General features: G+C 37.7%; 13 protein-coding genes. 7 read left to right on the plus strand and 6 right to left on the minus strand.

The features are described from left to right. The 6 genes from GQR44_RS02730 to GQR44_RS02750 form a co-directional block, all read left to right on the plus strand. The coding region (locus GQR44_RS02730) for a transposase (protein WP_166369023.1) at positions 1–858 on the plus strand (858 nt) is incomplete at its 5' end. A 303-nt stretch (positions 859–1,161) separates the two neighbouring features. Beyond that, entirely contained in the window at positions 1,162–1,290 is a 129-nt protein-coding gene (locus GQR44_RS19605; protein ID WP_277344344.1) for a hypothetical protein, read from the plus strand. Between the two features lie 421 nt (positions 1,291–1,711). Further along, complete coding sequence (locus GQR44_RS02735; RefSeq protein WP_166369025.1) at positions 1,712–3,061, plus strand: DASH family cryptochrome; 1,350 nt, start codon at positions 1,712–1,714, stop codon at positions 3,059–3,061. Further along, complete coding sequence (locus tag GQR44_RS02740; RefSeq protein ID WP_166369027.1) at positions 3,054–4,592, plus strand: deoxyribodipyrimidine photo-lyase; 1,539 nt, start codon at positions 3,054–3,056, stop codon at positions 4,590–4,592. Before GQR44_RS02735 ends, GQR44_RS02740 begins: the two co-directional genes overlap by 8 nt. After that, on the plus strand, positions 4,589–4,765 hold the full coding sequence (locus tag GQR44_RS02745) for a DUF2256 domain-containing protein (protein WP_346774321.1): 177 nt from the start codon (positions 4,589–4,591) through the stop codon (positions 4,763–4,765). Before GQR44_RS02740 ends, GQR44_RS02745 begins: the two co-directional genes overlap by 4 nt. A gap of 32 nt (positions 4,766–4,797) precedes the next feature. After that, positions 4,798–4,938 (plus strand): hypothetical protein, encoded by a 141-nt coding sequence (locus GQR44_RS02750; protein WP_166369031.1) that lies wholly within the window; start codon positions 4,798–4,800, stop codon positions 4,936–4,938. A 96-nt stretch (positions 4,939–5,034) separates the two neighbouring features. On the opposite strand, the gene ugpC is transcribed toward GQR44_RS02750, so the two are convergent. The 6 genes from ugpC to GQR44_RS02780 all read right to left on the minus strand — a co-directional run bounded on the left by ugpC (position 5,035) and on the right by GQR44_RS02780 (position 12,006). Further along, positions 5,035–6,147 carry a sn-glycerol-3-phosphate ABC transporter ATP-binding protein UgpC gene (ugpC, locus tag GQR44_RS02755; RefSeq protein ID WP_166369033.1) on the minus strand — a complete coding sequence of 371 codons (1,113 nt, stop codon included), beginning with the start codon at positions 6,145–6,147 and terminating at the stop codon, positions 5,035–5,037. Positions 6,148–6,157: 10 nt separating this feature from the next. Then, on the minus strand, positions 6,158–7,003 hold the full coding sequence (locus GQR44_RS02760) for a carbohydrate ABC transporter permease (protein WP_166369035.1): 846 nt from the start codon (positions 7,001–7,003) through the stop codon (positions 6,158–6,160). Continuing rightward, positions 6,993–7,889, minus strand: a complete 897-nt coding sequence (locus GQR44_RS02765; RefSeq protein ID WP_166369037.1) for a sugar ABC transporter permease — start codon at positions 7,887–7,889, stop codon at positions 6,993–6,995. The genes GQR44_RS02760 and GQR44_RS02765 overlap by 11 nt, the downstream gene beginning before the upstream one ends. A gap of 101 nt (positions 7,890–7,990) precedes the next feature. Beyond that, positions 7,991–9,241, minus strand: coding sequence for an ABC transporter substrate-binding protein (locus GQR44_RS02770; RefSeq protein ID WP_166369039.1), 1,251 nt, complete (start codon positions 9,239–9,241; stop codon positions 7,991–7,993). Positions 9,242–9,739: 498 nt separating this feature from the next. Continuing rightward, positions 9,740–10,870 carry an MBL fold metallo-hydrolase gene (locus GQR44_RS02775; protein WP_166369041.1) on the minus strand — a complete coding sequence of 377 codons (1,131 nt, stop codon included), beginning with the start codon at positions 10,868–10,870 and terminating at the stop codon, positions 9,740–9,742. A gap of 200 nt (positions 10,871–11,070) precedes the next feature. After that, complete coding sequence (locus GQR44_RS02780) at positions 11,071–12,006, minus strand: AraC family transcriptional regulator (protein WP_166369043.1); 936 nt, start codon at positions 12,004–12,006, stop codon at positions 11,071–11,073. 619 nt (positions 12,007–12,625) lie between these two features. On the opposite strand from GQR44_RS02780, the gene GQR44_RS02785 reads away from it, so the two are divergent. Then, a complete protein-coding gene (locus GQR44_RS02785; RefSeq protein WP_166369045.1) occupies positions 12,626–14,425 on the plus strand; it encodes a diguanylate cyclase in 1,800 nt (599 codons plus the stop codon). Positions 14,426–14,597: the final 172 nt, after the last annotated feature.

Consider the following 14,597-nt stretch of genomic DNA (forward strand, 5'->3'; position numbering starts at 1 on the left):
TTTAATATCGATATTTGTGCCTATGCCATCATGTCTAACCATTATCATTTAGTGTTGCATGTGGATGAACTGCTTAATGAAGGGCTAAGTAATGAACAGGTCTGTGAACGTTGGTGTGAGCTCTATTCTAAGCCTGTATTAGTAGAGCGGTGGTTGAGTGAACAAACCATCTCAGTAGCGGAAAATAAAGCGGCATTAACTATCATTCATGGTTGGCGAGAACGTTTAGTCGATATATCTTGGTTTATGCGTTGTTTAAATGAGTTTATCGCTCGTAAAGCGAATAAGGAAGATGAGTGCTCTGGTCGGTTTTGGGAAGGTAGATTTAAGTCTCAGGCTTTGCTAGATGAAGATGCATTGTTAACTTGCATGGCTTATGTCGACCTTAATCCAATTCGAGCCAAAATGAATAATAGCGTTGAAACGTCAGAATACACTTCTGCTTATGAGCGCATACATGGTGTTGCTTTTAAAGAGGAAAACAACAAAGAGTCTTCTTTGGTCGGGTTAAGTTTTAAGAAAAAGCCATTATTGGGCTTTATAGGTGATGAGCATGAAACTCAATCTCTTGTAAGTAGTCAGAAGGGTATACCATTCTCACTGCTTGATTATATCGAGTTGGTCGATTGGAGCGGTCGTATTTTACGAGATGGTAAACGCGGTGCAATTGTTAGGCATCATCCTAAATTGCTTAACATACTTGGACTTGACAGTGAAAGTTGGTTATCACTAGCGAGTAGTTTTGGAAAAGACTACCAAGGCGCGGTAGGCTCATTAGATGAATTAGCCGCATTTGCAGCGCATACCGGTAAGCGTTGGATTGCCAGTAAAAACGAATTACGACGAAATATGCATTAATTTATTGCTTTTTTTCTTTCTTTCTTTCTTAATAAGCTATTAGCGAAAGCTAAAATATTTACCTGTCTAAAACACTATAAAATCTATTTTATATTCAGAAATTTCTCTTCAGCTTTCACCTGTTGACGAGAATCTACAGTTTTTTGACCATATTTCACTCAGCTTTGTGCATCATTAACTCATTAACTAATTATAAAAGTTTTTGGCTGTCTAGAAGTTTTATTTTTGGCTGTCTAGAAGTTTTATTTTAATGGCCATGAATTATGGAAAGGTCGTTTGCCTGCTGGTGGATAAGCAACACCTATGACTTATTTAAATAGTAACGGTGAGCAAATGGTGGTTCAAGTTGCAGGTGGGCATGGTTCTATCGGTACAACTATCGGAGACTATGTTGTTGCTTACAAGTTAAATAATAAATTATCTACAAAATAAATATTACTCGCATTGCAGGCATATTTATAACGTTTTAACTGCGAATCCCGAGTTGCGGCTCGTTGTTTTATATTGATGGATAAACTTATTGTCCTTGTATGCTGGCGTATCGAGTCCAATAATAGACTACTGATAATGACTCTTCTATCTCTTAGTTATGTCGCTTTTACATGCTAAGAGATAGTTGTTATGACTCAGTCTCGCCAATCTTAAGTGTCGTTATCAGATACACCTTATTACCACTGTAATTCACGTTATTATTTATGTGGCGAAGATAAATACAATAGCTTTTCCACAGAAGTAAAAATCCAAATTCCTCCTTATGATAACAATATCGAAAGCACAACTTATTGCTTTGTTATTTTTGATCTTATTTTAAGCGAGTAACGTATAAATAATTTTTAAACTGTTGGATTTTTCAATGAAACGCTCTCTCTACTTTGTCACTAAAGACCTTCGAATCAATGATAACCTAGCACTCAAATTAGCCAGTGACAGTGAGCAATTACTTTGTGTTTTTGTTGTTGATAAGAAATGGTTTAAACCTAGTAAATACCAATCTAAAGCATTGGGTGATAATCGTTGGCATTTTTTACAAAGCTGCTTAAGCGATTTTAATCGCAGTTTATTAGCTATAGGACAACAGTTGCATATTGTTTATGGTGATTCGTTGTCGGTATTGGTTGATCTTTGTCAGCAATATCAAATTACTGATTTAATTAAAACTCGCTTACCGGGTACTAATGAAAATCGTTTGATGGAATCTCTTGCCACTCACATGCCATCGGTTGCTATACATCAAGTTGAACAATTCACTCTTTTTGAAGAGAGCATACTACCTTTCGCTATTAAAGAATTACCTGGCAGTTATTCAAAATTTAAAAAATTGATGAGTAACATAATAGTACCTGAGCCACTATCTGAAATTAATAGCTTGCCTAACATGTTTAACCAGTGGTTAGCACCAACAATTAACAGACCTGAATGGCTAAATAATAAACCCTATAAGGAAGCCCAACAGGGGCATTATTTTGATGGAGGAGAGCATGAGGCTTTAGAACATCTTAAAAGCTATTTTTCATCAGATGCTCCTCTCACTTATAAGGAAGTGAGAAACGAGTTAGACGGGTTTCAAAATAGCACTAAGCTATCACCCTGGTTAGGTTATGGCTGTATTTCTCCACGGCAAGTATTTCATACTCTTACGCAGTTTGAACTTCAACGTGAAAAAAACAGTTCTACCCAATGGATTTATGCTGAACTATTATGGCGTGAATATTTCCAATGGTTACATTTCAAGGTAGGCGAAAAAACCTATCAATTTAAGGGACTTGCAACATCTTACCCACTGACTTCTTTTTATCCTGAACGTTTTACTAAATGGTGTTTGGGGCTCACGCCTTATCCCTTAGTCAATGCATGTATGAATGAACTCAGACTAACGGGATACTTAAGTAATCGTGGCCGACAAATTGTGGCGAGTTGCCTAGTCAATGAATTAAGTGTTGATTGGCGATTTGGTGCTGCCTGGTTTGAAGAGCATTTGATTGATTATGATGCTGCCGTCAACTGGGGGAATTGGCAATACATTGCGGGTGTTGGCGTTGATCCTCGAGGTGGGCGACATTTTAATATCCAAAAGCAAACGGCGCTTTATGATCCTGATGGTTTATATCAAAGCAAATGGATTGAAGATAAAGCTCTGTTAAATGAGCCGTTAGACTCGGTTGATATGGCTGATTGGCCATTATTAAATATAAACAATGGTTGAAAAAAACGCGACTGAGCAGACTGTCTTGAAAAACACCGAACATTTAAATGTAGTTTGGCTTAAAAGAGATCTGCGTTTGAGTGATCATGAACCCTTAGCGAATGCGCTAAAATCAGGTAAAACCTTACTCTATTACGCTTTTGAACCTGAGCTGATTGCCGATGCCCATTATGATGAACGCCATTGGCGATTTGTCTTACAGTCTATCGAGGACATTAACCAACAACTTTTAGCTTTCAACGCTAAAGTGTATGTCTATTTTGGTGACGCTATAAAGGGGCTAATTGAAATAAATGAAAGCTTCACGATAAATCATTTATTTAGCCATCAAGAAATAGGTTTGCTTAACACCTTTAATCGCGACAAATTGGTTAAAAAATGGTGCGAGCAAAAACAGATTGTTTGGCAAGAAACACCTTCAGGAGGTGTTATTCGTGGCAAGAGAAACCGAGATAACTGGGACGAAAATTGGCAAAAAATAATGAGTGCTAAGCTAGTGCAACCTACTTTAACCTCTGAGTCTTTATTGACTCTAAAATCGATTCAAATGTTAAAAACAACCCCCTTTCCAGAGTCATGGTCTATCCCTAATCAGCTTATGCTAACAGGTGGTGAAGGTTGGGCGAAAAAAATACTGTTCTCTTTCCTATCTGATCGTGGCAAAGATTATCATTTTAATATTTCCAAGCCTTTGCAAAGTCGTAAAAGTTGTTCACGAATTTCGCCTTATCTCGCTTGGGGAAATATCAGTTTAAGGCAATTATACCAACAAATTTTATTAAAGCGGTCGCAGAAAGGTTGGCAAAAACCTATAAATGCTTTGGCTTCTCGATTACATTGGCATTGCCATTTTATTCAAAAATTTGAAAGTGAACACCAAATGCAATGTCGGCCTGTCAATAATGCATACAGCCAGTTAACTTATCCTGAAGTGCATTGTATGTTAACCATAGAAGTGCGTTTAGAACGATGGAAAACAGCACAAACAGGATATCCGCTGGTGGATGCTTGCATGCTTTGTTTGATCAAAACGGGTTACCTTAATTTTCGTATGAGGGCCATGCTAGTGAGTTTCTTATGTCATCATCTTCTGGTTGACTGGCGGTTAGGCGCTGCTTATTTGGCAAGCTTATTTCTTGATTTTGAACCTGGTATTCACTACCCTCAATTTCAGATGCAATCAGGCGTGACCGGTACCAATGTTATTCGTGTTTATAATCCTGTTAAGCAGTCTACCGACAAAGATCCCGATGCTGAGTTTATCTGTCAATGGTTACCTCAATTAGCTGAATTACCAAAAGAAATAGTCCATAGCCCTTGGTTATTATCACCTATGGAACAACAGTTTTATCAGTTCGAACTAGGAAAAGATTACCCACATCCAATGATTGATATTGAGATAACAGGAAAAATAGCTCGCGATTTACTTTGGGGATTTCGAAAACGGGCTGATAGTAAAAGTGAAGGGCGTCGTATCGTTGCTAAACATGTGCGCACAGCTTCATCAGCTAAAAAGAAAAAGAATAGATAATGCATAAAAAATTAACCTTAGCGCATAAGACTTGCCTTACCTGTGAAAAGGATTTTGCATGGCGGAAAAAATGGCGATCCTGCTGGGAAAGAGTCTTGTATTGCTCTGAACGATGTCGACGAAATAAAAAAGTAGCAAACGCTAATAATACCAATCCCAATCGTAATATTTAGCTGAACAATTTAAATGCTCAGAGGTCGTTGTTATGACTCAGTCTCGCCAATCTCAATTGTCGTTATCATATACACATTATTATTACTGTATTTCACCTTGTGTTCCTCGTACTTATTTATGGGCAGAAAATATTGAGCAGACATCGAAGCTAGCGCTTGATAAAGCATATTGAAGTAACACGGTTATAACCCAACAGATTAAGGGGTTAATCTGTTGGGAAGCTGTAAATAGTTCTGTGAGTGATTTTATCGTTCCTGCAAATTAACCGTTAATACACACGTTCCTGTGTATCGGGGTCAAAAAACACTACCTTTGACATATCTAACAATAATGGCATTAACTTATCGACTTTGCTTTCTGCAGTTGGGTGGATACGACAAACCGTTTTTACACCATTTATCCTCACTGTCACTAGGGTATCTGGGCCTGTTGGTTCTATAAGTTCGACATCACAATTCAACATGGCGCTATCGGGTTTTTCTTCACCTTGCTGAGTAATTTGCTCTGGTCGAATACCCAAAATAACAGATTTGCCAGCGTATGCTTCTAATCCTTTAATATTCTGTTTAATTGGCACCTTCACTTTCTCATTGCCGCTTTCAAGAGTTATTTGCATAGTCGGCATATCACCATCCACTTTTTCAGCCTGACAAGGGATGAAATTCATTGAAGGGCTTCCCATGAAGCTGGCAATAAATTGATTACGCGGATTGTCATAAATTTCTTGTGGTGGTCCAAATTGCTGTATTTCACCATCTTTCATCACTGCGATAACATCACCCAATGTCATGGCTTCAATTTGATCATGAGTAACATAAACAATGGTGGTTCCTTCTCGCTGATGTAATTCTTTAATTTCACCTCGCATCTCAACACGTAATTTAGCATCAAGATTTGATAGAGGTTCGTCAAATAAGAAAATCGAAGGATCGCGGGCTAACGCTCTGCCCATTGCAACACGTTGCCGTTGGCCACCAGAGAGTTGCTTGGGTTTTCTGTCCAGCAATGATTCTATTTGTAATAACTTTGACACTTTTTCTACAATCTTTTTTTGTTCTGATTTTTCCGTCTTACGAATGGTTAAACCAAATTCAATATTCTGACGAACGGTCATATTTGGATAGAGTGCATAGGATTGAAATACCATCGCAATATCACGGTCTTTTGGATCTAAGTGCGTGACGTCTCTATCTCCAATAAAAATATTGCCATTACTGACAGGCTCTAAACCGGCAATCATATTAAGCAGGGTTGATTTACCACAACCAGATGGACCCACTAAAATCAAAAACTGACCCGGTTGTATCTCTAAATCAATGCCCTTGAGTACTTTGACTTTTCCATAGATTTTTTCAATATTTTGTATTTTTAAAGCGTGCATATAATGTCCCTTAACCTTTAACAGCGCCTGCTGTGAGTCCTTTAACGAAATACTTGCCGGCAACGATATACACGAACAAGGTAGGTAGTGCTGCAATAATGGCAGCTGCCATATCTACGTTATATTCTTTAACACCCGTACTCGTGTTAACAAGATTATTCAGTGCAACTGTAATGGGTTGTGAATCTCCTGATGAATAAACTACGCCAAATAAGAAGTCATTCCATATTTGCGTAAACTGCCAAATCACCGATACAACAATAATTGGTATTGAAAGAGGTAGAATAATACGGTGGAAAATCATCCAAAATCCAGCACCATCAATACGTGCGGCATTGACTAATTCTGAAGGAATACTGATGTAATAATTACGGAAAAATAATGTAGTAAATGCCAGACCATAAATGATGTGTACCATGATCAAGCCAGAGGTGGTTCCTGCAAGCCCAAGAAAACCTAGCATGCGCGCCATTGGCAATAGGACAACCTGAAATGGGATCATCGTACCAATCAGTAACATGCCAAAAAATAGAGTACTACCACGAAACTTCCATTTGGTCAGTACATATCCATTTAATGCACCTATTACCGTAGAGATTATGACGGCAGGGACTACGATCAATACTGAGTTCCAGAAGTAGCCTTTCAAGCCCTCACAAGTTACTCCTGTACAGGCAGAGCCCCATGCTTTATCCCACGAATCGAAGTTCAAAGCCTGTGGCATTGATAATAGGGTGCCTGAACGGATTTCGTCCAAGTCTTTAAGCGAAGTGATCACCATAACTACGAGAGGCAATAAGTATATAAGGGCGGCAAAGCTTAGAATGCTATAAATCAAAACTCTTTTAATGTTCATTATTTTTCTCCCTTAGCTCCGAATACAGATACGGGACGATAATGGTAATAACCGCCATTAACATCATCATAGAAGCTGCTGAACCCAATCCGATTTGTCCGCGAGTAAAGGAAAAGGTATACATAAAGGTAGCAGGTACATCGGTTGCGAATCCGGGGCCTCCTCCTGTTAAGGCAATAATGAGGTCGAAGCTCTTAATCGCAATATGGGTCAGTATTATAAATGCACTGAAAAATACTGGGCGTAACCCAGGAATAATTATTTTTCGATAGATAAGTGGCATTGAAGCACCATCAACCTTAGCTGCTTTAATTATATTGTCATCAACGCCTCGTAAACCAGCAAGGCACAGTGCCATAACGAAACCTGATGATTGCCAGACACCAGCGATAACCACGGTATAAATGGCCATATCCGTGTTGACTAACCAATCAAAAGTGAATGATTCAAATCCCATTTCGCGCACTAATCGTTGGATCCCCAGTTCAGGATTCAATATCCACTTCCAGGCCGTACCGGTAACAATAAAAGACAGTGCCATCGGGTATAAATAGATGGTTCGAATAGCGCCTTCCGCACGAATTTTTTGATCCAGAAAAATCGCCATAAACAATCCAAGTACTAAGCAAATTACAATGAATAAAACACCGAATATAAATAGGTTTTCAGCGGCTACCCACCAACGATCATTGGCAAACAGCTTTTCATACTGAAGAAATCCTGCCCAATTATATTTTGGCAACATACGGGATGAGCTAAAGGATAACCAAGCATTCATCAACATAAAGCCATAGATAAAAATCACTGCCACAACAAAAGTTGGCGCTACGACTAGTTTTGGTAATAATTCCCCTAGCGATTGACGGGGAGTGCTGGATTTATTCATAAGAAGATCGATCCTCTTAAATAGCTAAATGAGATAGCTAAAATGAAAGCCGGATAGCAACTAGAAATAGCTGATATCCGGATGAACTAAAGGGTTAAACTTTATTGAGCGGCTGCGACTGCTTTTACTAGTTTTGCAGCTGCGGCTTCTGCCGTTATTGAATCTGAGTTGTAAAACTCAGTAATGGTGTCGAAGATTGCACCTTGAGTAGAAGAGAACGTAGACATACCGTGCGCCATACTAGGTAATAAGGTGTTTGCTTTAGCAGTTCTGACAAAGTCTTTTGCTGATATTTTTGCACAGTCATCAAACTTATCCATAGGTAGGTTTAAACGAGCAGGAATTGAGCCTTTATTCAGGTTGAATATCTCCTGAAAAGCAGGACTTAGTATAGTACTCGCTAAATCGTTTTGGCCTTTTTGTAGTTCTTTGTCATCCACTTCAAACATAACAAAACTGTCGATATTAAAGGTGTAATCATTGGTTGTACCTGGTGCAGCTACACATAGATAGTCTTTACCCGGCATTTTACCCGCAGCAGTGAATTCACCTTTTGCCCAATCACCCATGAATTGCATACCCGCTTCGCCATTAATCACCATGGCTGTCGCTAGATTCCAATCACGTCCTGGTGAACCTGCATCGGTGTAGTCTTTGATTTTATGAAAAACCTTCAAGGCCTTAATCATGGTAGGGCTATTCAATGATTTAGGATCTAAGTCAATGAATGCTTTGTTATAAAATTCTGCACCAGCGGTACCTAATACAACTGTTTCAAACGTTGTTGCGTCTTGCCAAGGCTGTCCGCCATGGGCAACAGCTGTCATGCCCGCTGCTTTAATTTTGTCTGCCGCAACAAAGAACTCATCCCACGTTGTTGGTACAGTCGCACCCGCTTTTTCAAATACTTCAGGGTTTGTCCACATCCAGTTTACACGGTGGACATTGACTGGAACGGCTACATATTCACCTTTATATTTCATTGTGTTCGAAACAACGGTAGGTAACAGATTGTCCCAATCTTCTGTTTTAGCTAGGTCATCAAGGTCAGCCAATACGCCTTCTTCACCCCACTCTTGAATACTTGGGCCTTTGATTTGGGCAGCTACAGGAGGATTACCAGAAACGACACGAGATTTTAACACCGTCATGGCACTTTCACCGCCACCGCCAGCAACAGCAAAGTCTTTCCATACATGGCCTTTCGCTTCTAACATTGTTTTCAGCTCTGCAATAGATTTTGCTTCACCGCCAGAAGTCCACCAATGCAATACTTCTACTTCTGCAGCTTGCGCTGCCACTGAAAGACCGAGTGCTAATGAAACACCTAGAACCACTTTTGAAATTTTCATATGACTTCCCTTATCAAAGAAACCTGATAGCCGTAATGCTGATCAGACTAAAAATTTAGCGAATAGCCGTTATTTTTTAATGCTAAATAATGTAATTTACGTTGTAAAATAAGTGCTTTAACAACTATTTAAAATAGTCGGCTAATCAAAAGACTATAACCGAAAACTAAAATGTGTGGTGATTAAACAAACAAGAGTTGTGATATTGATGTTAATAATATGTGGTTAGTGTTTGCTTTAAAATATAGAAGTTTAACAATGGAAAGTGGGGGCCTGTCTTTCATTTTGAACTGATGAATGGCTGTGGAGTAGTTGGCTTGTATGGTCGGAAAACAAGCCTCTCTAAAAGGGTTAGCAGTGGATGCGCTGTTAAATTATTTTAATAAAAAAGCTCAGTTGCGATGACAGAATGCGATGAAAGAACAAAACGATAACTCACGGCGAGTTTTAAACTGGCCGTGAGTAATTAAATAGTTTATTCGAGGTCCCTATACATAATTATGGGTTAAGGATCATGTTTTGCATAAACATCATGCTAAAGTTTTCTTTTGCATTTAAGCTCGCATTACGTACTTTTGGTGCCCAACGTTCAACAAATTTTGCTGCACATAACTCAGCGGCGAGATCAATCCCTTCTCTGTAGTTCCACCACTCAGAACCATCTTTATAGCGAAGTCCAGCTTCTTTCATCGTTGCATGGAAGCCATCCGATTTAACCACTTCCCACATGATCTTTTGCATATCTGCAATTAAATCTCTGTATTGTTCTAGATCTTCGTGTGTCGCAACTATTTTTTCATGTCCGGTAATGACAAATTCAAAATCAGGGTAATCATCTAACAATATTTGTGGGATTTTCCAAGTCATCATAGGATCGCTTGCTTCACCAAAATGGATCCAAGGAGCTGATTTCGCGTGGAATGTATCCGTAGCAAATAGGATTTTTTGTTTAGGTGCATAAACAACGGCATCATCATGAGAATGCCAGTTTCGGCTATAGTTTTTAAATTCTAAGCGCAGTCCTCCGGTTTCAAGTACATACTCATCATCCCAGACAAGGTTTGGCATTGGACGCATATTTGCTCTTTCTGCCGGTAAATCTTCATGGGCAATTTTTAAGAATTCTTCTGTTTCACGTTGTGCAATGATTTTGGCATCTTTTGCCATTAGGCCTGATTCAACATAAAGGTGCATACCTTCAGCGTGATCTCTATGATGATGGGAGTAGATTACATGAGTGATTTTTTTATCTGTTAGCTTGGGAATGAGATCTAATACACCTGGTGTTAGTTCTGGTCTTGCATCATAAACGACCACACCAATATCGGTAATAAAAAAGACCATGCTATCGAACTCATTATGAATATAGTAAGCATTGTCAGCAACCTTGTAGTAGTTGTATCCTCGCTCTGGTATGGACGTATATACGTAATCTATTGAATTATATTTTGTTTTTACCGCTTCTATATCAAATTTATCCGAGGCTTGTACATTTCCGCATAATGAAGAGAGGGCGACAATAGCGCATGCACCTAGTACATTATGCATACGTCTCGGTAACAATATTTTTAACAACCTTTTTGGCAATTTTTTTGGCAATTTTTTTGTTATTTTTTTTGATAATGTCATTGTTCATACTCCTTTGTATTACTCGATGATTGGCATCACTAAAAAGTAAAAGCCTCTCAACAGGTATGTTTCATTCAGGAGTATATTTTCTGCCTTGGCACTGGTTCTATAAAGAGACTGAACGCATATTTTCTGGCACTTTCCGCGGTTCAATAATATAGTTTATCGATGTGAGAAAAAATTAAATTTTTGCTTGGGATCTATTCTGGTGAGATTTGATATTTATTCCTAACTTGCTGTCTAAAAGCAATAGGGCTCATACCTGTTTCGCGTTTAAAAAAACGACCAAAGTAGGAAGCATCTTCGAAGTTCAAACAATAACCAATTTCAGCAACAGTGACATTACTATGAGCAAGTAGTCGTTTCGCTTCAACAATAAGCTGTTGACGGATAATACTGCCCGGCGCAGATCCCGTAATAGCTTTTACCGTGTCTTTAAGATGGCTGGTAGTAATCCCCATTCTTTTTGCATAATCATGAACCCCATGTTCTGTAATAAAATATTCAGATACTAATTGCTTAAATTGGCGAACCAAAGATGATGAGGTTACAGAGCCCATTTCGGGATGGTCAATGAGATATAATCGATAGATTTTAGTAAGCAAGATATGTAGATAAGCACGTAACACAGAAATACTTCTGGCATTTTCGTGATGAAATTCCTGCTCAATGTCGGCAAATAATCCATTAAACACACTCAATTTTTCATCTGCAACAGAAAGCCAAGGACTATCAGTTGTATCATTAAAAATGCAAAAGTCCTGAGATCGGATAATATTAGAAGATGAAAAACCTAGAAACTCCTCAGTAAAAAGAAGGGTATAGCCGTTTAATGGTTTTATCAGTTGCCAAAAATGAACTTGATCTTTTGATAGGAAAAAAAACATCGGTGGTTTAATTTGGTATGGCACAAAATCAATAATATGAATCCCTTCACCTTCGCTGATATATAACACCTCATAACAATCATGACGGTGAGGATAATTAACCACGCCAACGCCACTCATTAACTCAAATCTTGTTACTAAGAAAGGTAATTGTGGGTCCAGTAATGGGTGTGATTGTTCGAGAGCACGTTGAACTTTATCAAACGCTTCAGTGTAAGAATGTGAGGGTATATCTAGACGTTTTTTCATGAACAATCATCTTTTCGAAGAGTACACAATAAAAGCTATATTAATACAAACAGACACTATGCTCAAAAGCTTAGGACTGATTATGTACTGGTTACCCTTTATATTTTGCAAGCAGGGACTTGCGAGTTGCTTTTGTTCATTTTGGCTAACAATTTTTTATACTCTTTTCACCTGTACTCTTTTTGTCCACTTCTTATTTTACCTGCAAATAAATTAGTCGCTTAGGTTGAAAATATAGCTAACCGTTCATACTCTCATTTGGGTAAGTAATGCCATTATATTTTTTACCATAATTTTATCATTATTTATGGCCGCTTAATTAAATTGTTTGGTGAAATTATTTGGATGAATTGTTGATTGCAATCGCAATGGGCTTATCTGTAGACTCACTATATAAACCATTTTTACTCTAATCCTTAGTTTATTTTGTTGGTGAAAGTAGGGATAACAATCACGATAGCTAGTTAAGTTACTTGAATAACATTGGGGCAAGGTGAGTCGAGTTAGCCTAATATTAACGTTTATCAAAGAAAGTATTTATTTTCTCCTGTAAATAGTCGTAACAGCATGAACGTTTCGTATAAATTGTAATTTAAAGTACTGTACTGAAGAGGAATCTATGAGAGTCACTAACCATAATTATAAAAACTTAGCTGATTTAAAACAAAATTTAGATTTATCCCATGTCGATTCTAAAAATACATTAATGCAAGTTTTCAGTGGCTTGGTGACAGAAAGTGAAGTGAGACAAATTCAATCCATTATTAATGAAAAATGCAGTGGTATTACATTTATTGGTACAACGACGGCAGGAGAGATCCATAACGGACAAGTTTTTAAAAATACCATCTCGATTTCTATTATGGAGTTTGAATTCACAGGCTTTAATTCTTATTATTTTCACCATGATGATGATTATGAGCTTGGTAGAAATATCGCAAAGACAAGTTTTAAGAATGATACAAAAGTTGCCATCATCTTTATTGATGGGCTGCTAACCAATGGAAGTGAAGTTGTTGATGGCATCTCCTCAATCAATTCTAACATTCCTATCGCTGGTGGTATGGCGGCAGAAAATGGGGCGTTAAAAAACACGTTTTTATTTAATAATGAAGGTGTATACCGCAAAGGCGCTGTTGTCGTTTCCCTTAATAGCGACGTTTTAAAAGTATTTACTGATTACCAATTAAATTGGCAACCTATTGGTAAGTTTATGACGGTGACGAAGGCTGATAAGAATCATCTTTACGAAATAGATAATATTTCAGTGAGTGATATTTACAAAAAATATTTAGGTGATGCAGTTGGCGATGGATTACCGCATTCTGCAACCGAGTTTCCTTTATTAAAAATTGAAGATGATGGTATGGAAGTATGTAGAGTCTTTACCCATAAATTTGAAGAAGATGGATCGCTTCTATCAATTGGAAACTTACAGGTCGGCGACAAAGTCAGGCTGGCGTTTGGGAATGTTAATTTAATTCTTCAAAGAGCAAGAAAAAATATTCAAGAATATTCTCTTTTACAATTTGAAGCTATTTTCACCTATAGCTGTGCGTCAAGAATTGCTTTTTTACAATCTGATATTGTGCAGGAGTTAGAGCCTCTGAATTGTGTTGCACCTATTGCTGGTTTTTTTACTTTCGGTGAAATTTTTCATAAGCACGGTAAAAACAATTTTCTTAATATTAGCCTGACAATACTCGGGCTGTCTGAAAATACTAATCAACAGATCATACATACAGTGCAAAAAAATACAGTTAAAAATGAAGAGAAGAATGTTTTTAAAAACAAACACTTTATCGTGTTGGATGCGCTCACTAATTTATCGAATACTGTGATTGACGAATTAAATAATGCCAATAAAAAACTTGAAGAAGCACAAAATAAACTCACAGAACAGGCTAATCATGATTACCTTACTAATTTGTATAATAGAAGGTATTTTAATGAAGTTGCACAGGGCTTTTTACAAGTTGCTAAAAGAGAGAGTAATAATTTTAGTGTCCTTATGCTAGATATCGATAAATTTAAAGGTATTAATGATAGCTACGGGCACCTCATTGGTGATGAAGTCATTAAAGTATTATCCGCAATATTAATAGACAACACGCGAGCTGCTGATATTGTTTCAAGGTTCGGTGGTGAGGAGTTTGCAATATTATTACCCTCCACTGATAGCACCGGCGCATTGGCAATAGCTGAGAAGTTAAGGCGTGTAGTTGAAAATAACACGATAAGTATTGAACGATATAATATAAAATTTACTATCAGTATAGGCATATCGAGCACTAACTATCGCGATGATAATCATATAAGTGAAGCATTAAATAGAGCGGATAAGGCGCTTTATGAAGCCAAAGAAAATGGGAGAAATAGAACAGTTGTATTTTCAAATAAAGTTTTTTCAGATAGTTAATCGATTGACTCTGGAAATCACTTCTAAAACCTAACTGCCATACTCAAGCTCCTTTACTCAATTACTTTTAAGCATGTACTTTTAACCTTGCACTATTTAACAAATAGCTATGTGTGCTAAATGCATTCATTTGTTGAGCATGCTACTTAGTTTATTAGCCTAGACCGCTGCA

Source organism: Psychromonas sp. SA13A (assembly GCF_011378715.1).
GTDB lineage: Bacteria > Pseudomonadota > Gammaproteobacteria > Enterobacterales > Psychromonadaceae > Psychromonas.

Bases quoted from the DNA above. Each gene is read 5' to 3' on its own strand.
- GQR44_RS02740 (WP_166369027.1), top strand. From the start codon at position 3,054: ATGGTTGAAAAAAACGCGACTGAGCAGACTGTCTTGAAAAACACCGAA.
- GQR44_RS02735 (WP_166369025.1), top strand. From the start codon at position 1,712: ATGAAACGCTCTCTCTACTTTGTCACTAAAGACCTTCGAATCAATGAT.
- GQR44_RS19605 (WP_277344344.1), top strand. From the start codon at position 1,162: ATGACTTATTTAAATAGTAACGGTGAGCAAATGGTGGTTCAAGTTGCA.
- GQR44_RS02775 (WP_166369041.1), bottom strand. From the start codon at position 10,870: ATGACATTATCAAAAAAAATAACAAAAAAATTGCCAAAAAAATTGCCA.
- GQR44_RS02765 (WP_166369037.1), bottom strand. From the start codon at position 7,889: ATGAATAAATCCAGCACTCCCCGTCAATCGCTAGGGGAATTATTACCA.
- GQR44_RS02770 (WP_166369039.1), bottom strand. From the start codon at position 9,241: ATGAAAATTTCAAAAGTGGTTCTAGGTGTTTCATTAGCACTCGGTCTT.
- GQR44_RS02750 (WP_166369031.1), top strand. From the start codon at position 4,798: ATGACTCAGTCTCGCCAATCTCAATTGTCGTTATCATATACACATTAT.
- GQR44_RS02760 (WP_166369035.1), bottom strand. From the start codon at position 7,003: ATGAACATTAAAAGAGTTTTGATTTATAGCATTCTAAGCTTTGCCGCC.
- GQR44_RS02780 (WP_166369043.1), bottom strand. From the start codon at position 12,006: ATGAAAAAACGTCTAGATATACCCTCACATTCTTACACTGAAGCGTTT.
- ugpC (WP_166369033.1), bottom strand. From the start codon at position 6,147: ATGCACGCTTTAAAAATACAAAATATTGAAAAAATCTATGGAAAAGTC.
- GQR44_RS02785 (WP_166369045.1), top strand. From the start codon at position 12,626: ATGAGAGTCACTAACCATAATTATAAAAACTTAGCTGATTTAAAACAA.